This window comes from Streptomyces sporangiiformans, from assembly GCF_005768555.2.
Lineage (GTDB): Bacteria > Actinomycetota > Actinomycetes > Streptomycetales > Streptomycetaceae > Streptomyces > Streptomyces sporangiiformans.
In genome coordinates, this window is record NZ_VCHX02000165.1 from 1 (window position 1) to 22,352 (window position 22,352).

The following is a 22,352-nucleotide window of genomic DNA, read 5'->3' on the forward strand; positions in this document are numbered from 1 at the left end:
CGTTCCTCTGCCGGAGGAACGGCGGGCCCGCGGCCATCACCTGGAAAGGATGGAAAGGACCACCGTGTCAGAGGACATCACCGCGGAAGTCATCGTCTCGGGCTGGATGGACTACTCACCCGGCGACCGCGACACGATGCTGGGGCATCTCGTCGAGCTGGGCCGCCTGACCCGCGAGGAGGAACCGGGCTGCCTGGACTACGCGATGACCGCGGACCCCACGGACGAGAGACGTATCCGGGTGTACGAGCGGTGGGCCTCCCAGCGGGCGCTCGACGAGCACTTCACCACAGCGCACATCAAGGACTTCCGGGCCGCGGTGTCCGGGCTGACCCGGGTGGGCGTGAGCCTCCAGGCCCACACCGTGGCCGCGTCGCGCGACATGCGCTGAGGCGGGCATGGTCGTCACCGACGCCGACGGAAGGCTGATGTTCGGCCACCCGGCCGAAGGTGGTGCGACCCCACTGACTGGTGATGGTCCCCCTACCGTTGCTCGGGCGATTGCTCGGGCGATTGCTCGAGCGTGGCGAGGGTCAGGACGTTGCCGCCGATGCCCCAGCCGCCGTCGGTGACCTCCTCGACCAGGACCATGGTGTTGGCGCGGGCCCGTTCGCCATAGATCTCGACGTAGAGCTCGGTGGTACGGGTGACGATCCGCTCTTTCTGCTTCTCGTCGAGGGTGCCGGCGGGGACCTTGAAGTTGGCGAACGGCATGGTGGTTCTCTTTTCTGGGATGGGATTACAGGGGGCTGCCTGCGCAAAGGCGCCGCGGTCGGTCAGATGATGCCGCCGTTGGCGCGGATGACCTGGCCGTTGACCCAGTGGCCGGCAGGCGAGGCGAGGAAGGCGACGACCTCGGCGACATCAGCGGGGGTGCCAAGCCGTTGCAGCGGGGGCTGGGCGGCCAGGCGTGCGATGGTCTCCTCGTCCTTGCCCTCGAGGAACAGGTCGGTGGCGGTGGGACCGGGGGCGACGGCGTTGACGGTGACGTCCCGGCCGCGCAGCTCTCGGGCGAGGATCATGGTGAGCGCCTCGATGGCACCCTTGCTGGCGCTGTAGGCGCCGTAGCCGGGAAACGCCAGACCCACCACCGACGTGGAGAACGTGACCACCGCCCCGCCTCCGCGGATCTTCCTGGCGGACTGCTGGGCGACGACGAAGCTCCCGCGGATGTTGGTGCGATGGACCGCGTCCAGCTTCGCCAGGTCCAGGTCGGCGACAGGGGACAGGTACAGTCGGCCGGCCGCGTGGACGACTACGTCGACGCCGCCGAACTCGGACTCGGCCGCGTCGAACAGCGCGGCCACCTGCTGCTCGTCGGCGACGTCGGCCTGGACAGCGACAGCCCGGCCACCGGCAGCGGTGACCTCCTTGACGGCGGCCTCGGCGAGATCACGGTTGCCCGCGTAACCGACCACGACGGCGAATCCGTCGGCGGACAGCCGGCTCACCGTCTCGCGGCCGATACCGCGGGAGCCGCCCGTGACGATGGCGACGCGGGGCTGGTCAGCATGGTGGTCGAGCGCAGCGCGAGGCGCCGCGGTTTCTTGGGGGGACATGAAGACTCCTGCAAGAGATGCCAGTTGCGGGATGCCACGACGGGTGGGTCGTGGCGTGGGGCGTCGGCGTTGTCACCGGCTGCTCCCTGCTTGCGCCTCCAGCGTGGGCCGTTGTCGCCGTGCCGGCCATGGCTGTCTCTACCCAGGGGTTGCCATCCCCTGGCTCAGGACGTCGGTGCGAGTCAGGATGGGGAGCGTGAACCACTCCGAACTCGCCGCCTATCTGAAGTCCCGGCGCGCCCGAATCCGCCCGTCCGACGTCGGCCTGCCCACTGGTCCGCGGCGCCGGGTGCCCGGACTGCGACGCGAGGAGGTCGCCCAGCTGGCGGGCCTGTCCGCCGACTACTACACCGAGTTGGAGCGTGGACGCGGCACCCAGCCCTCGGCTCAGGTGCTGGCCGCTCTGGCCCGGGCGCTGCGCTTGAACGGCGACGAACGCGACCATCTGTTCCATCTCGCCGGCCGTCGTGTCCCCCCGGCTGCGCTCGGCCCGACCGCGCACGTTCAGCCGGGCCTGCTCGGCCTGCTGGACCAGCTCACCACCACTCCTGCCCAGGTCATCACCGACCTGCACGAAACCCTCGTCCAAAACCCTCTGGCCGCCGCGCTCGTCGGCCGGCCCCCGGCCGTGCACGGTCCCGCGGCAAGCTTCGTCTACCGCTGGTTCACCGATCCTGACGCCCGTAGCCTCTACCCGGCCGAGGACCACCCTCACCACTCGCGGGTCTTCGTGGCCGACCTCCAGGCGGTCGCCGCACGGCGCGGCCGGGACGCCGAAGTGAACGAGATGGTGGCCGCACTACGACGGCGCAACCAGGAGTTCGCCGACCTGTGGGACACCCGCGATGTCGGCCTCCGACGGACCGACCACAAACGCATCGTGCACGCCACGCTGGGCGTCATCGAGCTGGACTGCCACAGTCTGTTCAGCGAGGACGGACGCCAGCGTCTGCTGTGGTTCTCCGCCCCACCCGGCACCGAAGGGGCTGCCCAGCTGCAGCTGCTCTCCGTCATCGGCACCCAGGACATGACGCCCAGCGCGAACGAACTCGGACAGCCACGGGCCTGAGCAGGGTCTGGCGCGGGCGTCATCGTGCTAGCAGGCGATCCCCGTGCCGCCCATCAGGAGGGACGGCACGCCCTTCGCATCGGCGAAGGAACTCCCGTGCAGGCGGGTGACACCCCGGGTGGACAGGCCGTCGGCGGCGCCGGGCAGCAGCCACGCGGAGCTGGGGCTCGTGTCGTCGCCCGGCGCCGACACCACGAGATCGGCCCGGTGGTCGCCGTCGAGGTCGGTGAGGCCGACGGCCTGCCCGAAGGCGTGATCCCTGCCCGGGACGCCGTGGACGTCACGTTCGTCGAACACGCGGGCGCCCCTGCCCGTCAGACCGTGCCGTGCGCCCAGGAAGAGCAGCACCTCCTCCGGGCCCGCCTTCGCGTACACCTCGGCCCGGGGAGCGCCGGCCACGACGTCGGCGTAGCCGTCTCCGTTCACGTCGCCGGTGTCCAGGGAGGTGAACACGGCGTCGTTGTCCGCGGTCCGGGGTTCCTTGCCGGGCACGCCCGGGGAGTCGCGGTCGAGGGTCGTGATTCGGGTCCCCGGGCCGTTCTCGGTGCCGTACGCCACTGTCACCGAGCTGCGGCTCGACCGGCCGCCTCGAGGGCTGACGACCAGGTCGCCGTAGCCGTCGGCGTCCACGTCGCCGACCGTCGCCGTCGCCCCGGCGGGGACGTGCGTGCCGTCCGGCCGTGCGAAGCCTTCGCGGCCGCCCTGGAGGTAGCTGCCGGCCCAGTGCAGGCCGGACCAGTCCTCCTCGCCGCCCGTGTCGTCGTCGTGGAAGCTCACCAGGTCGTCGATTCCGTCGCCGTTGAGGTCCCCGGCGACGAGATCCCGGTACGCCGCCTCGCCCGACAGGTCGTCGGGCATCCGGGGCGCGGGAACCCTGCCCGTTCCGGCGGGGGCGCCGTCCCGTCGGAACGGGCCCTTCAGCAGCCCCTTGCCGGAGCCGATCCCGAAGACGAGGTCGGCGTGCCCGTCGCCGTCGAAGTCACCGGCGGCGAGCTGCTCCTCGAGGATGGGCTCCCGCACCCCGGGAACACGGCTGCCGTCCGTCCCCGGCACCCGGGCGGCGTGGGTCAGTCCCCGCCGCGAGCCCCACATGACGATCACGTGGGCGCCGTCCCTCTCGAACACGGAGGCCGCGAGGTCGGTGTAGCCGTCGTCGTCGAAGTCACGGGCCACCGTGTCGAGCCCGAACATCGCCTCGTCGCGCGCCTCACCGGGTATCCCGGGGTCGTTCTGCGTGAGGAACTGGCACCGCTCCAGGCCCGTCCCGGCACCTGAGCCGTACGCCACCTGGATGCTCCCGCCGACGTAGCCGTTCTCGACGTCTCCCTCGCCCGCGGCCAGGGCCACATCTGAGTGGCCGTCACCGTCGAAGTCGGCGGCGGGGGCGGCCGGGCCCGGCTCGACCGAGGCGGCGCCGACGGCCGGTGCGGTGCCGTGGGCGGTGGTACGGCACGCGTGCGGCGCGGTGATGTCCCGCGGCTCGTCGTCCGCGACCACGAACCCCACGACGAGGGCTACCGCGAGAACCGCCGCACCGCCCCCGAACACCCACTGCCGCTCGCCGATGCGTCCCCGCACACGCCCCTCCTCGTCGCCTCACCGACCCCGTACGACCCAGCACGCCTCAGCCGCCCGCGGCGGTTCCACCCCGCGTCCTGCCGAAGCGCCTGCTACATGTGCTGCTCACCCCACCTTCCCGAGCTACGGGCGCTGCCGCACAGGCCGGATGACCAACTCGTTGAGGTCGACATCGGCGGGCTGGCTGATCGCATAGGAGATCGCACGAGCAATGGCATCGGGCGAGATGGCCGCCGAGCGGTAAGCCTTCATCGCCGCCGCGGCTCCTGGTTCAGTGATGGTTTCGGCCAGTTCGGACTCAACGACACCAGGTGAGACGGTGGTGACCCGGATGAACGGCTCAGCCTCCTGCCGCAGCCCCTCTGTGATCGCCCAGGCGGCGTACTTGGTGGCGCAGTACACAGCAGCCGTGGGAACGACTGAGTAGGCGCCGATCGACGCAATGGTGATGAAGTGCCCGCTGCTCTGGCGCTGGAAGTGCGGCATGGCCGCAGCGATGCCATGCAGCAGACCCTTGACGTTGACATCGACCATCCGGTCCCATTCGTCCACCAGCAGTGAGTCAAGCCGCGACAGCGGCATGACACCGGCGTTGTTGACGATCACGTCGATCTGCCCCCGGGCAGTGACCGTTTCGTCGACGAACCTGGCCACGTCGGCCCGGTCGGTGACATCGAGACGGCGTACGTCGATGCTGCCGCCGTCGGCTCGGACGCTCTCCGCCAGGCCGGTCAACCGATCCTCCCGACGCGCACCGGCAACGACGTGGTGGCCTTCAGCGGCAAGCCGCCTGGCGATGCCTTCGCCGATGCCGCTGGTGGCACCCGTGACGAGTACGACCTTCCGGTTGCCCTGCTCTGTGGTCTCTGGGGTTGTCTGTGTCACCGCGTGCTCCTTGCTCAGTCAGGGCAGAAGCCCCGTCAACGGATCGTTCGCCTTCGAACTTGCCGTGCCGGCAACGGCGGGAGAAGGCCGGGATCTTCCTAGGAGTGCTGCACACCCCGTACCTGGCCGACGAGCCGCACCGCGCGGGCAGGACAGCGGCGGAGGCGTCGGGCAACCGAACCCGGACGCAGGGCTGGGCCCGGACGGACACCACGACCGACGGCGCGGAGTCCCCACTCAGTCGTGGTCGGGATAGTCGGCGCTGAGCGTCACGTCGCGCCACGTGGTGAAGTTGGTCCGCAGCGAGTCGAGCCTGGCCAGAGCGACATCGAGGGCGACCTTGCCCAGGAGCAGTCGAAGCGGCGGGTTCTCCGCGTCGACGGCGGCCATGATGGCGGCGGCGGCACGTTCGGGGTCTCCCGGCTGGTGTCCGTAGGTGTCCAGAGTGCTCTTGCGCCGTGCTCCCGCGGTCGCCTCGTAGTCTTCGATGCGGGTCGCGGACTGACGCATGGACGGGCCGGACCAGTTGGTGCGGAAGGCTCCGGGTTCGACGATCGTGACGTTGATGCCCAGCGGGCCGACTTCGGCCGCGAGGGATTCGGAGAGGCCTTCGACGGCGAACTTCGTCGCATGGTAGTAACCGGTGGCGCCGAAGGCGGCGAGGCCACCGAGGGACGAGATGTTGACGATGTGGCCGCTGCGCTGCTCGCGCATGCCCGGCAGTACGGCTCGGGTGACGTCCACGAGGCCGAAGACGTTGGTGTCGAAGAGGGCGCGGACCTGGTGCTCCTCTCCCTCTTCGAGGGCCGCGAGGTATCCGTGTCCGGCGTTGTTGACGAGGACGTCGATGGGGCCGAGGGCGGCCGTCGCCGCCTTGACGGCCGCGGCGATCTGGGCGCCGTCGGTCACATCGAGGGCGAGGGCCAGAGCCCGGTCCTCGTGGCCGGAGACGACGTCCGCAACCGTTCGCGGATCGCGAGCAGTGACCGCGGCCTTCCAGCCGCGTTCGAGCACAGCGGTGGCCAGGGCACGGCCCAGACCTGTGGAGCAGCCCGTGATGAACCAGACGGGCGTGGTGTTGGCAGACATGTGCGCCATGTCCCTTCGTCGAAACGGCTGTTCGTCGCGGTGTTGTGTCGAAGTGTTCTGTCGAGGTGCTGCGGCGAGGTGCTGCGTAGAGGTGCTGTTCCGCGCGGGCGGCGGCTGCTCGGAGTGGCCGTGCGGGGACGGCTCGAGGCATGCGGCATGATCAGGCGCGCCCCGATGCGGCGCGCTCTGAGGGCTCGGGATGTGTGGGCCGGCGCTCTGAGGACGGTGAGGCGGGCCGCTCAGGTGTCGTGGGCAGGTTGGTCCGCCGCCGCGGCGGTTTCCGGGATCTGTGAGGCGATCAGGCTGCCCAGCAGGGAAAGAGTGTGTTCGGAGGGGCTGCCGGGTTCGGCCTGGTAGACGACCAGTTGCTGCCCCGGCGCGCTGTTGACGGTCAACGACTCGTACTCCACGGTGAGTTCGCCGACGACGGGGTGGTGGAAGCGCTTGGTCTCCCTCGTCTTCTGGCGGATGTCGTGACGTGCCCACAACCTGCGGAAGTCGGCGCTCTTGAGCGACAGTTCGCCGACCACCTCGATCAGTTGGGGATCGTTGAGGTCGGACCCCGCCGCCTCACGCAGGCCGGCCACCGTGTTGACAGCGACCCGGTCCCAGTCCGGGTAGAAGTCCCGGGCGTCGGGATCGAGGAAGACCAGGCGCATCAGATCCCCGCTGTAGGTGTGTCCGGCGAACAGCGCCCCGCCGAGCGGGTTGTGGGCCAGCACCTTCATGCAGCGGTCCAGGATCACGGCCGGGGTGTTCGGCCAGTTGTTCATCATCCGCAGCAGGCCCGGGCCGACCTGGCGACCGTGCGTGCTCCGGCGCCCCTTGGCCGGCCGTGGCCGTGCCAGCTGGTGGAGGTGGGCGATCCCGTCGTCATCCAGCATCAGGACAGCAGCCAGGGCGTCGAGTACCTGCACGGAGGGGTTCCGTTCACGCCCCTGTTCGAGTCGTACGTAGTAGTCGGTGCTCAGCCCGGCCAGCATCGCCACTTCCTCCCGGCGCAGGCCTGAGACCCGGCGCCGGTCACCGCCCGGCATGTTCAGGTCCTCGGGCCGCACCAGTCCGCGGCGGGCTCTGAGGAACTGTCCAAGGAGGTTGTCGCTGTCCATGACTCGACACTAGCTCCGCACCCGTGGCGCAGGGTGGCCCTGATACTCCCAGGCACGCTCAGCTCCGCACCGCGTGTCCGTACCGACCCGGCGCAGGCCGGTGCCCACAGTAGAACTCCCCGTCAGGCCTGACCTGTTCAGGCGTCCGCATGCCTAGGGTGACGTTGACGACGGTGGGGTGGGTGAAGGGGAAGGAGATCACCGCGGCGGGCGGGGGCGTGCCGGAGGAGCCAGGGTCGCCGGCCGACTGCGCGACGGTCAGCGTGATCGCGCCGGGTTCGACGCGTCGGCGCAGGTCCCTTCCGGTGAAGTACACACCCTCCGTCGGCCACGACGCCTGCTCGCCCGCGAAGACCCGCTGGATCGAGCCGCTCGCACCGAGCAGCCCGGCGGCACGCGTCCACCCCAACGAGCGCGGCGAGCGCGGCATGGCCGACGCCGTTCTGAGGGCCATCAGGGCCTGAGAGGCTCCGGGCGCGCGTGTCAGGGGCGAGCGTGCCCGGTCCGCACCGGCGCCCGTGGGGACGGGGCCGTCCGGTACGGGTGAACGACCCTGCCGCGATCCCCTGACGTCCCGGGATCCACGGCCGGGTCTTCGCCCCCCCCCGGCTGCCCCCCCCATCAGAGCCCCCTCCCCCACTCTTGCGTCGTCACCGTCCCGCCTGAGAAGGGCCGTCCAGCCTCACCAGCATCTTGCCGACGTTTCCGCCGGCGAGCAGGGACAGCAGCGCCTCCGGCGCGTTCTCCAGGCCGTCCACCACCGTCTCCCGCGCGAGAACGTCGCCCGAGCGCAGCCAGTCGGCGACCCGGCTCTCGAACTCCGGCCGCAGGTCCTCGTGATCGCGCACGATGAAGCCGCGCAGGGTCAGCCGCTTGAGGACGGCCTGGATCAGCTGGTTGATGTCGGCGGACCGGCGGTCGCCGCCGAACTGCGACATCATGCCGCACAGGGCGACGCGGCCGCCGGGCCGCAAGGCGTGCAGGGCAGCCGCGAGTTGCTCGCCGCCCACGTTGTCGAAGTAGACGTCGATGCCCTCCGGCGCCAGCCGGGCCAGTGCCTCGCGCACCGGCTCGGCGCGGTAGTCGGCGGCGGCGTCGTAGCCGAACTCCTTCACCAGCAGGGCGCACTTGTCCGGCCCGCCCGCGGTCCCGATGACACGCTCCGCGCCCAGCATCCGGGCGAACTGCCCGGCGGCGCTGCCCACGGCCCCGGCCGCCGCCGAGACGAAGACCGTGTCACCGGGGCGGACCTCGGCGATCCGCGCCAGCCCGACGTACGCGGTGAAGCCGGTCTGCCCGAGCAGCCCCAACCAGGTCGGCAGCGGGGCGAGTTCGGGGTCGATGCGCCCGGCGCCGTCGGTGTCGGCGGGGTCGAGGACGGCCCGTTCCCGCCAGCCCAGCTGGTGGCGTACGAAGCTGCCGGGCGGAACGGAGGGGCAGCGGCTCTCCTCCACGACGCCCAGCGCCCGGCCGTCCAGCGGGGATCCGGGGGTGAAGTTGTGCGTGTAGTGCTTCTCGGTGCTCTCCAGCCGACCGCGCATCGAGGGGTCGACGCTCATATAGAGGTTGCGGACGAGGAGTTGCCCCTCGGCGAGCGGCGGCAGCGGACGCTCCTCGACCGCGAAGTCGGCGGGGGCCGGCTCTCCGTCGGGCCGGCGCACCAGACAGACCACCCGTGTGGTGCGGGCTGTCACCGGCTCACTCCTCCGGCTGGCGGGCGGAGCGCCGCTGGGCGAGCCGGCCCACCCAACCGGCCATCTGGAGGTCCGCGTGGCGCAGTTCGCCCGACTGCCAGCGGGCCTGGAAGTCGAAGATGCCCTGCGCGCCGGTCTTGGGGTCGGTCACCTCGACCAGTCCGTCCTCGGTGAGCCGGTACACATGCCCGGTCAACGGATGTGTCACTTGCTTGGGCATGGTGCTCACTCCTGCACTGGGCGGCGCACGCCGCGTTTGGTCACGGTCACCGGGCCGGCGACCCGGAGCTGGCAGGCGAGCCGGGTCCGGCCGTCCACCGGCCGGCGGAGGGCCTGGATGCCCTCGCGCTCCAGCGGGCCCACGGGTGAGCAGTTCTCGGCGCCCTCGTCGACCTCCACGAAGCAGGTGCGGCAGGTGCCCTTGCCGCCGCAGACGGTGGGCCACCGGTATCCGAGACGGCGGGCTGCGGTGAACACGTCCTCGTCGCCCCGCACCTCCAGCTCGGCGCCCGAGGGGCGGATGGCCACACGGTGGGTCACGGTCACCGGTTCATCCACTGGTCGAGGGTGTGGTTGAAGTGCCGTATCCGGCTCTCCTGGTAGTTGGCCAGGGTGATACCGGGTTTGCGCAGGGTCTTCAGTCCCTGCTGCACGTACGGCAGGTTCTCGCAGTCCTGGTCGAAGACCGGGCCCAGCAGGCCGAGTTCGGGGATGTCGGCGAAGAGCAGGTCGTCCGGCACCCAGCGGATCTTCGCTGGGGGCGGAGTCTCGCCGGACTTCGGCGGGGAGGACATGAAGAAGATCTCGGCGACGCAGGAGTCGGGGTCGAGCCCGTTGGGCCGGAACCGGTAGACGATGTTGGACTTGGCGCCGCCCCAGGGGTTGAAGTTGGGGAACAGCAGGTAGTTGATGGCGTCCAGCAGCTCGCTGTCGGAGGTCTTCGAAAAGTCCTGGTCCGAGGTGGCCGCCAGCTGTTCTCGCATCCGGTGCGCGAGCACCTGGCGCGCGGTGCCGCCGGGCGGTATCGGGGGAAGCTCGCCGCCTTCCGGCAGTGCCAGGTCGCGGCCCTGGGTGGCCGCGTAGAAGGAGCGCGAGTAGTAGAACGCCTCCAGGACGTCCTCCTCGGTGACGGAGTCCGCCACGTGGGGGCTGGGGGCACCCTGGATGTTGATCATCCGGTTCCAGTTCGGCTGGCCGGCGATGACGTCGTACTGGGAGTTGGCGTCGGCGAGCCACGGCAGCATCTGCGGGTGCGTGGCGATCACGTGGAAGGACTCGATGAACGCGTCCTGCGCGACCTTCCAGTTGCAGGGCAGCACCTTGGCGATGTGCAGCGACTTGTAGCGGTTCTCCAACGGCCAGATGTAGTACTCGTCGAAGGTGCCCCGGTAGCTGTCGAAGGACTCGGCGTACGGGTCCATGTTGATGAAGACGAAGCCGCGCCAGGTGGCCACCTTGGCCTCCGGGAGCGAGAACTTCTCGGGGGTGACATGGGGGAAGTCCCAGACGCAGGGCGGGGTCTGCATGGTGCCGTCGAGGTTCCAGGCGAAGCCGTGGAAGGGGCAGCGGAACTCGGCGACGTTGCCCCCGCCGGTACGCAGCTTGCGGCCCCGGTGCAGGCACGCGTTGACGAAGGCGCGGATCTCGTCGGGTGCCGTGCGCACGATGATCAGTGAGTCGTTGCCGATCTCGTAGATCTCGTGGTCGCCGACTTCGGGGATCTCACTCTCCAGACAGGCGAACTGCCACACACGGCGCCACACCTGCTCCATCTCGCGTTCGGCCCATTCACGGGAGATGAAGCGGTCGATGTCGATGTCCTCGCTGCCGAGGTGGTCGTTGTGGTCGTACCTCAGCGCGGGGGGAACGGTCCCGCTGTCCCGGTCGAGGTAGTCCTGGACGCTGGGCCCGGGACACCGCTCCGTGCCCAACTCCGACGATTCGCCCATCTTCGCTCCTCCAGCAGAAACTATAGATGGAGTGTAGTTAGTGATCGCATGCCAGAGCAACAGTTGTGACGGCGTCGGACGCGCACATCACCCAAGGTCCTGAGAAAGTCGGGCGCCCGACCTCGAATTTATTTCCGCCGCCCCCTCGCCAAGCCGGTTGCGACATGTCACACTCCGACGCACTTGAGACTGTAGTACGTCACAAGTTTCTGTTTGCGGGGACGCGGCTGCGCCCGTTCCCGCCCGAGCGCCGCACGGTCCCTTCCGTCGGCCACCGCGCCGCCCCTCCCCCCACGGCGGCGACCGCCATGGTCAACTCCACCACCCCCCACTGTGCCCCCGCTTCGGGACCGCACCGGAAGAGACTGGACAGAGCCGCCCGCCAGGACCGGAACGCCACCGGCCCGGCGGTACCGGCGCCACATCACAGGAGTGCTCAACGATGAGTTTCAGACCTGTTCGCGCGGCCCGCCGCGCGATGACCGCGATCGTCCCCGTCACCGCGCTGCTCACCCTCGCCGCGTGCGGCGGCGGTGCCACTCCCGCCGCCGACTCGTCGCAGGCGGCGGCGGAAGACTCTCCGGGCCTGACCGCCGCCCGCAAGGCCCTGCAGCAGTACTCACAGCGGCCGACGCGGATTCCCGTCACCCAGCCGGTGGGCAAGAAGATCCCCGAAGGCAAGAAGATCGACTTCATCCTGTGCGGTGTCCAGTCCTGCAAGGACCTCGCCGACCACTTCACCGCCGCGGCCAAGCAGCTCGGCTGGGAAGTCAAGCAGATCGCCACCCAGGGCACACCGGAGTCCGTCCAGGCCGCGTACGAGCAGGCGGTGCGCGACAAGCCCGACGCCGTCGTCGCCTCCGGATTCCCTCGCGCGGTGTACGCCAAGCAGCTGGCTCAGCTGAAGAAGGCCGACATCCCCGTCATCCAGTCGAACGCCGACGACGTCCTGGGGGACGGAATCGAACTGCTGAAGAACGGGCCGGCTGACGTCGATGTGCAGGGCACGATGATCGCCTCGTGGGTGGTCTCGAACAGCGGCGCCAAGGCCAACACCGTCTACTTCGACCTGCCCGCGTACACGATCCTCAAGCCCGTCAGGGACGGGTTCGAGGCGAAGTACCGGGAGTGGTGCGAGGGTTGCGAGCTGGACACCGTCGACGTGCCGATCACCGCGATCGGCAAGGACATGCCGGACCGGGTGGTGTCGTACATCCGCTCGCACCCGAAGGTGACCCACATCGTCTTCTCGCTGGGCCTGCTCAACGTGGGCGTCCCGGCCGCTCTGAAGACCGCCGGCATCACGGGCAAGCACATCGTCGTCAACGTCGGTGACGCACAGAGCTACCAGTACATCGAGGGCGGTCTCACCGACGCGGCCATGGCTCTGAACCTGTACGAGACGGCCTGGATCCAGGTCGACGCGCTGGCCCGCCACTTCACCGGCCAGTCGATGGACCTGGACCAGAAGGCGGAGCTGCCCAACATGCTGATCACCAAGGAGAACCTCCCGTCCGCCGATGGCGACTTCCCGCTGGTCGAGGACTACCAGAAGCAGTTCAAGGCGCTCTGGGGCCTGAGCTGACCAGCCCGGCGCCGTCGGCCATCACGCCGGCGGCGCCAGGTGCGACGGATGGATGGAGTAGCGGTGCACGCTGACACATCAGCAGGGACGGCGTACGGGCCGGCCTGGACGGACGAGGCGGACCGGCCGGTGCTTCGCGTCTCGGGGCTGTCGAAACGGTTCGGCGGAACCCAGGCGCTGAAGGACGTGGACCTCGACATCGCCCCTGGCGAGATCCACGCGCTGATCGGGCCCAACGGTTCCGGCAAGTCCACCCTCATCAAGATCCTCGCCGGATACCACCACGCGGAGCCGGGAGCCGTCGCCGAACTCGACGGCGAGCGGTTCGAACTGGGCCAGGTCACCGGTTCGCGGCACGACCGGCTCCGCTTCGTCCACCAGGAGCTGGGGCTGGTGGAGGAGCTGAGCGCCACGGACAATCTCGCGCTCAGCCGTGGCTTCGCCCGTACGGCGTTCGGCAACATCCGCTGGCCCGAGATGGAGCGCCGGACGGCCGCGCTGGTCGAGCGGTTCGGCCTCGGCATCGACGTACGCCGGCCGCTGGCCATGGCCACCCCCGTCCAGCGCGCGGTGGTGGCCATCGCCGCCGCGCTCCAGGGCTGGGAGGGCCGACGCGGCGTGCTGGTCCTCGACGAGCCGACCGCCGTACTGCCACCGGGTGAAGTCGCCCGGCTCTTCCACATCGTGCGGGAGATCCGCGACGCGGGCGCCAGTGTGCTCTACGTGTCGCACCGGATGGACGAGATCTTCGCGCTCGCCGACCGGGTCACCGTGATCCGCGGCGGACGCCGGATCGCCACCCGTCCGGTGGCCGGGCTCACCCCCCGCGCGCTGGCGGAGCTGATGGCGGGCCAGGAGAAGGAGACCGGGCACCAGTCGCAACCGCCCACCAGCGGCACAGGCGGCAGCACAGGCGGCGGCACCGGCATCGGCGTGGCCGCGCTGGAGGTCCGCGACCTGTGGGCCGGCCCGCTGCGCGGCGTCGGCTTCGACCTGGCCAGGGGCGAGCGGCTGGGCGTCACCGGTCTGGTCGGCTCCGGCCACGAGGCCGTGCCGTACGCGGTGTGCGGGGCCTGGACCGGGCCGGTGCGCGGCCGGGTGCGGATACCGGAGCGCTCCCCCCGGTGGGTCGACGCACGGAACGCCGCCGGCCTCGGCATCCCCCTGGTCCCCGCCGACCGGGCGAACGAAGGGGTGGTCGGCGACTTCTCGGTCGGGGAGAACCTCACCCTCCCCCTGCTCGACCGGCTCCGCGCCCGTCTCGGCCGACTGCACCGGAGGCGGGAGGACGCGCTCACCGAGGCGTGGATCCGGCGGGTTGAGGTGCGCACGGCCGGACGCGGAGCGCGGATCACCACGCTCAGCGGCGGCAACCAGCAGAAGGTCGTCATGGCCCGCTGTCTGGCCCAGCAGCCACCGGTGCTGGTGCTGTGCGAACCCACGGCAGGCGTGGACGTCGCCACCCGGCAGCAGCTCTACGAACTGATCGGGCGTCAGGCGGACGACGGCATGGGCGTGATCGTGTCCTCGTCCGACACGGAGGACCTGCTCGCGCTGTGCACCCGCGTCCTGGTGGTGCGGGACGGCCGGATCGTGCGGGAGATCAGCGGCCGGGACATCACCGAGCCCGCGCTCGTCCATGCCATGGAAGGAACCGAGTGACATGACATCCACCCCGACCCGGGCGGCGCAGCATCGGCCGGCCGAACCGAAGGTGCCCGCGGTGTCCGCCGTGGGGACACCGGTGGAGCTGGGCCGGCGAGCGGCGGCCGCCCTGTCGTTCCGGAACATCGGCGCCGTCTACGTATGGCTGCTGATCGCCGTGATCTTCTCCGTGTGGGCGCCGGAGACCTTCCCGACGGCCACCACGGTCAAGCAGGTACTGAACGGCAACGCCGTGGCCGGACTGGTGGCGCTCAGCGTCGTCACGCCGCTGGCCGCCCGTGTCTTCGACCTGTCGGTCGCCTACACCATGTCGCTCACCAGCGTGCTGACCGCCCGCTTCCTGGTCTCCGCGGGCCTCGGCCCGGGCACCGCGATCACCCTGGCGATGACGGCCGCCCTGCTGATCGGGGTGATCAACGGAATCGTGGTGGTGGTGCTGCGGGTCGACTCGTTCATCGCCACGCTGGCCACCGGCGCGCTGATCCAGTCCCTCATCACCATGGTGACCAACGACAGCTCGATCACCGGCGTGCAAATGCTGGCCAAGCCGTTCGCGAGCATCGCCCAACTGGACGCGGGCGGTATCACGCTCCCAGTGCTGTATCTGCTCGTCGCCGCGGTGGCCATCTGGTTCCTGCTGGAGCACACCGCCACGGGGCGCCGGCTGTACGCGACCGGCTTCAACCAGAACGCGGCACGCCTGCAGGGAGTGCGCACCGACCGGCTGCGCTTCATGACCCTGGTGACGGCCGCGCTGCTCTCCGGTTTCGCCGGAGTCGTCTTCGCGTCCTCCGTCGGCTCCGGATCGCCGAGCGCCGGCACGCCGTATCTGCTGTCGGCCTACGCGGCGGCCTTCGTAGGAGCCACCCAGCTGCGCGCCGGCCGCTTCAACGCCTGGGGCACGGTGATCGCGGTGCTGCTGCTCGGCACCGGCATCACCGGACTCGGGCTGGCCACCAGCGCACCGTGGGCCACGAGCCTGTTCACCGGCTCGGTCCTCATCATCGCGCTGGTCCTCACCGGAGGACGGATCGCCCTGCCGGCCATGCTGCGCCGCCGGAAGCCGTCCGCGCCGGGCTCCGATCCAGACGGAGCCGGCCCCGTACCCGTACCAGCACCCGACAAGGAGGCCTGACCATGAGAGCGGTTCAGTACCGAAAGGTGGGCAGTGCCCCCGAGGTCGTCGAGGTCCCCATGCCCGAACCCGGCCCGGGTCAGGTGCTGCTCAAGGTGACGGCGGCCGGCCTGTGCCACTCCGACCTGGCGGTCATGGGCTGGCCCGAGGAAGTGTTCCCCTACCCCCTGCCGCTGACGCTGGGTCACGAGGGCGTCGGCACCGTCGCGGCGCTGGGCCGGGGTGTCACCGGGCTCGCGGAGGGCGACGCGGTGGCGGTGTACGGACCCTGGGGCTGCGGCCTGTGCCGCAAGTGCGCGGAGGGAAAGGAGAACTACTGCCTGCGAGCCGCCGAGCTCGGGATCATGCCGCCCGGTCTCGGCTCCCCCGGCGCCCTCGCGGAGTTCATGGTGGTGGACTCGCCCCGCCACCTGGTGCCGCTGAACGGGCTCGACCCGGCGCAGGCGGCACCACTCACCGACGCGGGGCTGACCCCGTATCACGCGATTCTGAAATCCCTGCCCAAGCTGGGACCGGGCAGCACGGCGGTGGTGATCGGCGTCGGAGGACTGGGCCATCTCGCCGTCCAGCTGCTGCGCGCCCTGACCCCGGCCCGGGTGATCGCCCTCGATGTGAGCCAGGAGAAGCTCGAGCTGGCGCGCACCGTCGGCGCTCACGAGACGCTGCTCTCGAACGCCGAGGCTTCGGAGCGCGTCCGGGAACTCACCGGCGGAGTGGGGGCGGAGGCGGTACTGGACTTCGTGGGAGTCGAGGCGACGCTGTCGGTCGCCGCCGCTTCGGTGGCGGTGGAGGGCGACGTGACCATCGTCGGCATCGGTGGAGGCACCCTGGCGGTCGGCTTCGGCGGCGGACTGCCGTTCGAGGTCTCCGCCTGCTTCCCCTACTGGGGCAGCCGGACGGAGTTCATCGACGTCGTCGAACTGGCCCGGCAGGGCCTCGTCTCCTCCCATGTCGAGACGTTCTCACTGGAGGAGGCGCCCATGGCGTACGAGCGCCTGCACGCCGGGGAGATCAACGGCCGCGCGGTGGTGCTGCCGCACGGCTGAGCGAGCAGCGAACCGTCGGACCGGGCCAGGCCTCGGCCGGGTACTGGACAGGACCAGGTACTCGCCAGGGCCAGGTACTCGCCAGGGCCAGGCCCGACGGGTGTCCGCGGCGGGCGCGCGAGCCCTCGACTCGCCGTCCGGCCGGCCGCTCACTCCAGCCATGGCCGGGGCCAGGCCCGGGTACTGACCGCGCCGACCGCCGCTTTGGCCGCCCGCTCGACCAGCGAGATTCCGCCCCCCATCGACGCGTTGTCGCCACTGAGGACCGAGATCAGATAGCGGCGCCCGTGCACCGTGACCTGGCCGATGCTGTTGATGTCCCACAGCTCGGTCGTGCTGCGCTTCAGCCAGCCGTTCTTGAGGGACCATCGGGAACCTGCCGCCGCAGAGACCCCCCAGTCCTGGCCTTCCGTGATCTCGCTCATCAGCCGGCGGATGTACGCACGCGACTTCTGGTTCAGCCCCGCGGAAGCACGCGAGGACATCTGGCCCTCACCGCCGAACACCGCGCGCAGCAGCCTGACCTGGTCCTCCGCCGTCGTCTGGGTCAAGCCCCAGCGGGCGCCGTGGCCACCCTGCGTCGAGGACAGCCCCAGCTTCTCATTGGCCGCGTCCAGCCCCGGCGCCCGGCCGATCGCCCGCCACAGGGCATTGGCCGCCTCGTTGTCGCTCGCCTGGATCATCACCTTGGCATGACTGTGCTCCTCGTCGGTCAACTCGCGCTCCTTCTCCTGTGCCTGAAGGAGCAGTGTCGCGAGAATGTTGACCTTGACGATGCTCGCCGTGTCGAACGTCGCGCGGTCGCCGTACGACGCGATCTGCCGGTCGGCGTCGTCCAGGCGGAGCACCGCCACCGCCAGCCGCGCGTCGTCGTCGTCCGACAACACCGGCTCGATCGACCTGGCCAGCGCCGCGCCGAGGCCCTCGCGCGGTGCTGCCGCTCCCATGGCGGGCCCCGCTGCGGCAGATTTCCGCGGAGCGGGGCCCTTGACGGTGCCGGCCGAGGAGCAGCCTGCCGGCAGCGCCATGAGGGCGATGGCGGCGCAGACGATCAGAGTCTGCCGTCGGCGGCCGGGGGGCGTTGTGGTCTCTCTGTCCGTGCGGTGGTGGCTTCTGTACGACATGGCTGGGCGACCCTCAGCATCCTGGGTGGAGGAGACATGAGGGTATGAAAATATGACAAATCAGCCTCTTGGGCAGTTTGTGAAGTCTCGCCAGGCGCCGACGGCCCGCTCCAAGCACCGCTCGAGCACGGTCAGGAACTCCGGTGTCTCCCAGGGGCCCCGGTCCACGCGCCCGGTGTCGTCCACGCCCAGATCCTGCATGTCATAGCGGCCTCGGCAGTGGCCGAGGGTGAAGTAGCAGATCTCGCCCAGGCCGTGCCGCTTCAGGTAGAGCACGGGGCGGCGGGCGTCGTCGACAGCGGCCGTGTCGCCCTCGGCGAAACCTCGGCACGGCCCCGAGTACTCGGCATGCAGCAGCACCTCCAACTCCCCGTGCAGTTCGCAGACGTACAGCTCGTCGGAGACCGTGAAGGGCTCGATCCCGGCTACCAGCGGATGGTCCGGCCGAGTGACCCGTACCTCGTACGGCTCGATCGGCGGATGGGCCAGGAACTGGCTGCCGAGCACCTCGGCCAGGTCGCCGAGGAGCCGCGGGGTGGTGAACACCCGGGGCCCGTCGGGAGCGGGCGCCTCGATCACGGAGTTGGTGCCGTGCAGGGCGAGCCAGCGCCCGCCCCGCTCGACGAAGTGCGTCAACGCCTTCTGCTGCCCGGCGTCCGGACGTACGTCGCAGGTGTAGGTGAGCAACAGGTCGGCGGCCTCCAGAGCCGGCAGGCAGGCGAAGTCCCCGTACACCCGGGTGCGTACCCGTGGGTGATCACCGAGCAGTTCCAGCAGCCGCAGCCGCGCGTAGTCGAAGTCGTGCCACTTGCCGCCGCAGACCAGTACGGCGTCCAAGCGGCCTGCCGGGCCCGCCACGGCTCAGTACTGGACGCGGGTCAACAGCCCGCCGTCCACCACGAGGTTGACGCCGACACAGAACGAGCCGGTGCGGCCGAGGAGGAACGTCACCGCCGCGGCCACGTCCTCCGGGGTGCCGTAGCGGCCGATCGGCAGCTTGCCGAGCACCTCCTCGTACACCTCCGGGCGGCCCGTGCGGATCGTCTCCCAGGCGCCGCCCGGGAACTCGATCGGGCCGGGCGAGACGGTGTTGACCCGGATGCCCTTGGGGGCGAGGGCATGGGCGAGCGCCGAGGCGTGCTGGACCACGGCGGCCTTGATGGCTGAGTAGGAGTTGGCGCCCGCCGGGCGGGCGGTGTCCGAGGCGTTGGTCGTACCGATCACGACGACCGACGCGCGGTCGGAGCGTTCCAGGTGCGGCAGCGCCGCCTCGACCAGACCGGCGAACGGCAGGAGGTCACCGCGCAGGCTCGCCTCCCAGGACTCGGGGCCCTTGACGTTGCCCGCCGACACATTGGACACCAGCAGGTCGAGGCCGCCGAGTTCGTCGGCCGAGCGCTCCACGAAGCCCGCGAGCGCGGCCGGGTCGGTGACGTCGACCGGTTCGGCGAACACGGTCGCTCCGTCCGCGCGCAGTTCCGCGGCGGCCTTCGCCAGCGCCTCCTCACCCCGCGCGCACAGTGCCAGCGAGCAGCCCTCGGCGGCCAGTGTCCGGGCGATCGCCCGGCCGATGCCCCGGCTGGCGCCGGTCACGAGCGCCTTCGCGCCGGTCAGTCCTGTGTCCATCACTCTCACTCCTCGGTCGGTTCACGGCGCCGGGGCACAGGGGCAGCCATCACTGTCCTGCGGCTCGGCTGTGCTCGGCTGTGCTGTGCTCGGCTGGGCTCCGCTGCTGTGCTCAGCTCGTACTGGCGTGTCAGTGGCAAGCAACTCGTCATCAGCTGCTGGGCAGTTCGGAGAACGGCACTCGGTCCGTTCGCGGCTCGCCGGGCAGTCCCAGCACGCGCTCGCCGATCAGGTTGCGCTGGATCTGATCGGTGCCGCCGGCCAGCCGGTAGCCGGGGGCGCCCAGCAGGTGCTGCGTCCAGGCGAACGTGTCCGGCTCTCCGGTGTCGGCGCTGATCCGGGCACCCATCACTTCGGCCGCCGTCTGCCCCGTGCGAGTGAGCAGGTCGGAGGCCATGAGCTTGGTCAGCGACGCCTCCGGGCCCGGCCGGCCTCCGCCGGCGCTCGCCCTGGCGACCCGGTCCACGGTGGCCGCGCGCAGCGCGGACCGCACATACAGGTCGGCGAGACGCTGACGGACCAGCGGGTCTCCGGTGCGGCCGAGCGAGCGCGCGAGGGCGAGTACGTCCGCGAAGGTGCCGCCCTTGCGCCGGCTGCCGGTGCCCGAGGCGGTCCGTTCGAAGGCGAGGGTGGTGGTGGCGACCTCCCAGCCCTGCCCGGGGCGGCCGATCCGCAACCGGTCCGGGACGCGTACGCCGCTGAGGAACACCTCGTTGAAGGAGGCACCGCCGCTCATCTGGCGGATGGGGCGTATCTCCACGCCGGCGGCGTCCATCGGGACCAGAAAAGCGGTGATGCCCGCCTGTTTGACGACGTCAGGGTCGGTACGGGCCAACAGCAGTCCGTAGTCGGCGAACTGGGCTCCCGAGGTCCACACCTTCTGACCGTCGATCACCCAGTCGCCCTCGTCGCCGCCCCGCCCATCGCCTTCATCGGCGACCCTCTCCTGGCGGGCGCGGGTGCGCAGGGCGGCCAGGTCGGATCCGGCGCCGGGTTCGCTGAAGAGCTGGCAGGCCAGCAGGTCGGTGCGCAGGAACGCGCGAGCGTAGTCGTCGCGCTGCTCAGTCGTGCCGAAGAGCGAGACGGCCATCGCCACGAGTCGCACGGTGACGCTGATCAGCTCGGTCGACGGCGGCACGTCGAAGGCCGACTCCTCCTGGGCGAAGGCCGCCGCGTGGGCGGCACTCAGGCCCGCCCCGCCGCTGGCCCGAGGGAGGGTCAGGGCCTGGTATCCGGCGTCGAAGCGGGCTCGCTGGTAGGCGCGGCAGCGCTGAAGCAGCAACCGTTCGTCGTCGTCGGAGAGGTTGTGGAACACGGCGAGATCGGCGGCTTCCGAGGCGGACTCCGGCGCCCGGCCCGGTTCGAGGACGGTGGCCAGCCACTGCCTCACCTGTGTGCGCCACGTGTCCACATCCGGCTGGGACATGGCTCCTCCTCGGGACAGTTACCAGACGACAGCTTCAGTAACGGTGAGTCGAACGGTCATCCCCCTCGCCTCTAAACAGGCGAAACGTGCGGTGATGCCTCCGGCTCGGATCAGAGTGTTCCGCACTTTCTTGATAAACGCTACAGTCTCTGCATCGACTCTCCCCTGAATCCAGGAGAGGACCGAGGAGCCGCCGGAGGAACCATGTCCTTGCCGCCACTCGACCGCCGCGCCCACGAGACACCTGACGAGCCCGCCCTGGTGGACGACCGGGGGGTGCTGTCCTGGGCCGGGCTCGCCGACCAGGTCGCGCGGGCGTCGGCACGGCTGCTGCAGTTCGCTCCCGGCCCCGACGACCGGGTCGCCGTCCTCGGGGACAACGCGATACCGACCCTGGTGGCCCACCTGGCCGGACTGTGCGCCGGAGTCGGGACCGTGGCCACCTCCCGGCAGCTGACGGTGGGCGAACTCGTCGACCAGATCATCGACGCGGGCGTGACCGGCATCATCGCCGGACCCGTCGGCGCCCCTGTCGCCCTCGAAGCGGCCCGCGAACTGGGCCTGCCGGTCGTGACGCACGGAACCCCGCCGGCCGGGCATGCCTTCGACTGGGACCTGTGGCTGGCCGCGGCCGCGCCCTCCACTGGCGCCACTGCCGCCCCTGCCGCCTCCGCGGACCGCCCCGCCCGGCCGCCCCTCGTCTACACCTCGGGAACCACCGGGCGGGCCCGCGGCACCGAGGTGCGCTGGGTGAGCCCTCCGGCCGCCGACAGCGCCGCGTACCTGGCCGCGCTGGCCGCCCGGTCCGGATTCCCGCCGGGGCCCCACCTGGTGTGCGGCCCGCTGCAGCACAACGGCCCGCTCACCTCGCTGCGGCACCTGGCGGCCGGTCAGCAGGTCGTGGTGCTCGGCAAGTTCGACGCGGAGGCGTTCCTGCGCCGCGTCGAGGAATGGCGGGTCACCTCCACCGTCATGGTGCCCACCCACTTCCAGCGCCTGCTCTCCCTGCCGGAAGAAGTGCGCGGCCGGTACGACGTCTCCAGCCTGCTGCAGGTCTCCCACACCGGGTCCGCGTGCCCGCCCGAGGTGAAGCACGCCATGATCGAGTGGTTCGGTCCGGTGCTGACGGAGTCGTACGGCGCCAGCGAGGCCGGCACCGTGGCACGCATCAGCAGCACCGAGTGGCTTGAGCACCCGGGCTCGGTCGGGCGCGTCCAGCCCCCGTTCGAGGTTCTGGTGACCGGCGACGACGGCCATCCGCTGCCGCCCGGCGAGCTCGGCCTGCTGGCCTTCCGGGCCCCGGAAGGCCGGGGCGTGCGCTACCACGCCGACCCGGACAAGACCAAGGCCGCCTACCTCTCCCCCGGAGTCTTCACCCTCGGCGACATCGGTTACGTCGACCCCGACGGCTTCATCTTCATCACCGACCGGGCCGCCGACATCGTGGTCTCCGGCGGCGTCAACCTGTACCCGGCGGAGAGCGAGGCGGTGCTGCGCGGGCACCCCGCGGTCGCCGAGGTCGCGATCATCGGCGTGCCCGACCCGGATTTCGGCGAGTCACTGCGGGCACTGGTCGTGGCCGCCGGGGACGAGCCGCCGGCCGAAGAGCTGGACCGGTTCTGCCGCGAGCGGCTGGCCGCCTACAAGTGCCCGAAGGCGTACGAGTTCGTCCCCGAACTGCTGCGCAACGCCATGGGCAAGCTCGACAAACGCGCGATGCGCCGCCCGTACTGGCGCTCCGAGCGGACCATCGCCGGCTGAGCAATCCAACCGGCCACCGCACAGCCCTCACCGATGGCGCCCGCCCCAGTGC

At 70.7% G+C, this 22,352-nt stretch carries 22 protein-coding genes; 8 read left to right on the top strand and 14 right to left on the bottom strand.

Annotated features, from left to right (window positions below):
* Window positions 1-64 precede the first annotated feature (64 nt).
* Window positions 65-391: a putative quinol monooxygenase gene (locus FGD71_RS27465; protein ID WP_240436794.1), complete on the top strand. Its 327-nt coding sequence runs from the start codon at window positions 65-67 to the stop codon at window positions 389-391.
* Window positions 392-483: 92 nt separating this feature from the next.
* Here FGD71_RS27465 and FGD71_RS27470 read toward each other — a convergent pair whose 3' ends face one another.
* Both FGD71_RS27470 and FGD71_RS27475 read right to left on the bottom strand, forming a co-directional pair.
* Entirely contained in the window at window positions 484-714 is a 231-nt protein-coding gene (locus tag FGD71_RS27470; protein WP_119103218.1) for a tautomerase family protein, read from the bottom strand.
* A gap of 62 nt (window positions 715-776) precedes the next feature.
* Entirely contained in the window at window positions 777-1,559 is a 783-nt protein-coding gene (locus FGD71_RS27475; protein WP_119103219.1) for an SDR family oxidoreductase, read from the bottom strand.
* A 196-nt stretch (window positions 1,560-1,755) separates the two neighbouring features.
* On the opposite strand from FGD71_RS27475, the gene FGD71_RS27480 reads away from it, so the two are divergent.
* The gene (locus FGD71_RS27480) at window positions 1,756-2,628 is read left to right on the top strand and encodes a helix-turn-helix transcriptional regulator (RefSeq protein ID WP_119103220.1); all 873 of its coding nucleotides are present in this window, start codon (window positions 1,756-1,758) and stop codon (window positions 2,626-2,628) included.
* A gap of 27 nt (window positions 2,629-2,655) precedes the next feature.
* Here FGD71_RS27480 and FGD71_RS49725 read toward each other — a convergent pair whose 3' ends face one another.
* From FGD71_RS49725 to FGD71_RS27500, 4 genes are all read right to left on the bottom strand, one after another.
* Window positions 2,656-4,206, bottom strand: a complete 1,551-nt coding sequence (locus tag FGD71_RS49725) for an FG-GAP and VCBS repeat-containing protein (RefSeq protein ID WP_276147158.1) — start codon at window positions 4,204-4,206, stop codon at window positions 2,656-2,658.
* Between the two features lie 123 nt (window positions 4,207-4,329).
* Window positions 4,330-5,091, bottom strand: coding sequence for an SDR family oxidoreductase (locus FGD71_RS27490; RefSeq protein WP_119103221.1), 762 nt, complete (start codon window positions 5,089-5,091; stop codon window positions 4,330-4,332).
* Between the two features lie 237 nt (window positions 5,092-5,328).
* Complete coding sequence (locus FGD71_RS27495; RefSeq protein WP_119103311.1) at window positions 5,329-6,180, bottom strand: oxidoreductase; 852 nt, start codon at window positions 6,178-6,180, stop codon at window positions 5,329-5,331.
* 239 nt (window positions 6,181-6,419) lie between these two features.
* Complete coding sequence (locus FGD71_RS27500) at window positions 6,420-7,289, bottom strand: helix-turn-helix transcriptional regulator (protein WP_119103222.1); 870 nt, start codon at window positions 7,287-7,289, stop codon at window positions 6,420-6,422.
* Between the two features lie 158 nt (window positions 7,290-7,447).
* On the opposite strand from FGD71_RS27500, the gene FGD71_RS50235 reads away from it, so the two are divergent.
* Window positions 7,448-7,753: a hypothetical protein gene (locus FGD71_RS50235; RefSeq protein ID WP_425329668.1), complete on the top strand. Its 306-nt coding sequence runs from the start codon at window positions 7,448-7,450 to the stop codon at window positions 7,751-7,753.
* 186 nt (window positions 7,754-7,939) lie between these two features.
* On the opposite strand, the gene FGD71_RS27515 is transcribed toward FGD71_RS50235, so the two are convergent.
* From FGD71_RS27515 to FGD71_RS27530, 4 genes are read right to left on the bottom strand one after another with little or no spacing between them, the layout of a single operon-like run.
* Window positions 7,940-8,983 (bottom strand): NADP-dependent oxidoreductase, encoded by a 1,044-nt coding sequence (locus FGD71_RS27515; RefSeq protein WP_119103224.1) that lies wholly within the window; start codon window positions 8,981-8,983, stop codon window positions 7,940-7,942.
* Between the two features lie 4 nt (window positions 8,984-8,987).
* Window positions 8,988-9,203, bottom strand: a complete 216-nt coding sequence (locus FGD71_RS27520; RefSeq protein WP_119103225.1) for a transposase — start codon at window positions 9,201-9,203, stop codon at window positions 8,988-8,990.
* Window positions 9,204-9,208: 5 nt separating this feature from the next.
* A complete protein-coding gene (locus tag FGD71_RS27525) occupies window positions 9,209-9,529 on the bottom strand; it encodes a 2Fe-2S iron-sulfur cluster-binding protein (protein WP_240436795.1) in 321 nt (106 codons plus the stop codon).
* Entirely contained in the window at window positions 9,526-10,932 is a 1,407-nt protein-coding gene (locus tag FGD71_RS27530) for an aromatic ring-hydroxylating oxygenase subunit alpha (protein ID WP_119103226.1), read from the bottom strand. Before FGD71_RS27530 ends, FGD71_RS27525 begins: the two co-directional genes overlap by 4 nt.
* Window positions 10,933-11,374: 442 nt before the next feature.
* On the opposite strand from FGD71_RS27530, the gene FGD71_RS27535 reads away from it, so the two are divergent.
* The 4 genes from FGD71_RS27535 (at window position 11,375) to FGD71_RS27550 (ending at window position 16,363) form a co-directional block, all read left to right on the top strand.
* Window positions 11,375-12,517: a sugar ABC transporter substrate-binding protein gene (locus tag FGD71_RS27535; RefSeq protein WP_119103227.1), complete on the top strand. Its 1,143-nt coding sequence runs from the start codon at window positions 11,375-11,377 to the stop codon at window positions 12,515-12,517.
* Window positions 12,518-12,580: 63 nt separating this feature from the next.
* Entirely contained in the window at window positions 12,581-14,179 is a 1,599-nt protein-coding gene (locus FGD71_RS27540; RefSeq protein ID WP_162931233.1) for a sugar ABC transporter ATP-binding protein, read from the top strand.
* 1 nt (window position 14,180) lies between these two features.
* Window positions 14,181-15,317, top strand: coding sequence for an ABC transporter permease (locus FGD71_RS27545; protein ID WP_162931234.1), 1,137 nt, complete (start codon window positions 14,181-14,183; stop codon window positions 15,315-15,317).
* Window positions 15,318-15,319: 2 nt separating this feature from the next.
* Complete coding sequence (locus FGD71_RS27550) at window positions 15,320-16,363, top strand: NAD(P)-dependent alcohol dehydrogenase (RefSeq protein ID WP_119103230.1); 1,044 nt, start codon at window positions 15,320-15,322, stop codon at window positions 16,361-16,363.
* A 149-nt stretch (window positions 16,364-16,512) separates the two neighbouring features.
* On the opposite strand, the gene FGD71_RS27555 is transcribed toward FGD71_RS27550, so the two are convergent.
* From FGD71_RS27555 to FGD71_RS27570, 4 genes are all read right to left on the bottom strand, one after another.
* The gene (locus FGD71_RS27555; RefSeq protein WP_240436796.1) at window positions 16,513-17,310 is read right to left on the bottom strand and encodes a serine hydrolase; all 798 of its coding nucleotides are present in this window, start codon (window positions 17,308-17,310) and stop codon (window positions 16,513-16,515) included.
* Between the two features lie 237 nt (window positions 17,311-17,547).
* A complete protein-coding gene (locus tag FGD71_RS27560) occupies window positions 17,548-18,345 on the bottom strand; it encodes a ThuA domain-containing protein (RefSeq protein ID WP_119103232.1) in 798 nt (265 codons plus the stop codon).
* Window positions 18,346-18,348: 3 nt separating this feature from the next.
* Entirely contained in the window at window positions 18,349-19,113 is a 765-nt protein-coding gene (locus FGD71_RS27565; RefSeq protein WP_119103233.1) for an SDR family NAD(P)-dependent oxidoreductase, read from the bottom strand.
* Window positions 19,114-19,264: 151 nt separating this feature from the next.
* Window positions 19,265-20,539 (bottom strand): acyl-CoA dehydrogenase family protein, encoded by a 1,275-nt coding sequence (locus FGD71_RS27570; protein ID WP_119103234.1) that lies wholly within the window; start codon window positions 20,537-20,539, stop codon window positions 19,265-19,267.
* Window positions 20,540-20,743: 204 nt separating this feature from the next.
* Between FGD71_RS27570 and FGD71_RS27575 the strand changes: the two genes are divergently transcribed.
* A complete protein-coding gene (locus FGD71_RS27575; RefSeq protein ID WP_119103235.1) occupies window positions 20,744-22,300 on the top strand; it encodes an AMP-binding protein in 1,557 nt (518 codons plus the stop codon).
* Window positions 22,301-22,352: the final 52 nt, after the last annotated feature.

What these genes read in the sequence shown, in the direction of transcription:
- FGD71_RS27495 (WP_119103311.1), bottom strand. Translation starts at nt 6,180, where the DNA reads ATGTCTGCCAACACCACGCCCGTCTGGTTCATCACGGGCTGCTCCACA.
- FGD71_RS27475 (WP_119103219.1), bottom strand. Translation starts at nt 1,559, where the DNA reads ATGTCCCCCCAAGAAACCGCGGCGCCTCGCGCTGCGCTCGACCACCAT.
- FGD71_RS27570 (WP_119103234.1), bottom strand. Translation starts at nt 20,539, where the DNA reads ATGTCCCAGCCGGATGTGGACACGTGGCGCACACAGGTGAGGCAGTGG.
- FGD71_RS27545 (WP_162931234.1), top strand. Translation starts at nt 14,181, where the DNA reads ATGACATCCACCCCGACCCGGGCGGCGCAGCATCGGCCGGCCGAACCG.
- FGD71_RS27500 (WP_119103222.1), bottom strand. Translation starts at nt 7,289, where the DNA reads ATGGACAGCGACAACCTCCTTGGACAGTTCCTCAGAGCCCGCCGCGGA.
- FGD71_RS27575 (WP_119103235.1), top strand. Translation starts at nt 20,744, where the DNA reads ATGTCCTTGCCGCCACTCGACCGCCGCGCCCACGAGACACCTGACGAG.
- FGD71_RS27565 (WP_119103233.1), bottom strand. Translation starts at nt 19,113, where the DNA reads ATGGACACAGGACTGACCGGCGCGAAGGCGCTCGTGACCGGCGCCAGC.
- FGD71_RS27550 (WP_119103230.1), top strand. Translation starts at nt 15,320, where the DNA reads ATGAGAGCGGTTCAGTACCGAAAGGTGGGCAGTGCCCCCGAGGTCGTC.
- FGD71_RS27470 (WP_119103218.1), bottom strand. Translation starts at nt 714, where the DNA reads ATGCCGTTCGCCAACTTCAAGGTCCCCGCCGGCACCCTCGACGAGAAG.
- FGD71_RS27530 (WP_119103226.1), bottom strand. Translation starts at nt 10,932, where the DNA reads ATGGGCGAATCGTCGGAGTTGGGCACGGAGCGGTGTCCCGGGCCCAGC.
- FGD71_RS27535 (WP_119103227.1), top strand. Translation starts at nt 11,375, where the DNA reads ATGAGTTTCAGACCTGTTCGCGCGGCCCGCCGCGCGATGACCGCGATC.
- FGD71_RS27520 (WP_119103225.1), bottom strand. Translation starts at nt 9,203, where the DNA reads ATGCCCAAGCAAGTGACACATCCGTTGACCGGGCATGTGTACCGGCTC.
- FGD71_RS27555 (WP_240436796.1), bottom strand. Translation starts at nt 17,310, where the DNA reads ATGGGAGCGGCAGCACCGCGCGAGGGCCTCGGCGCGGCGCTGGCCAGG.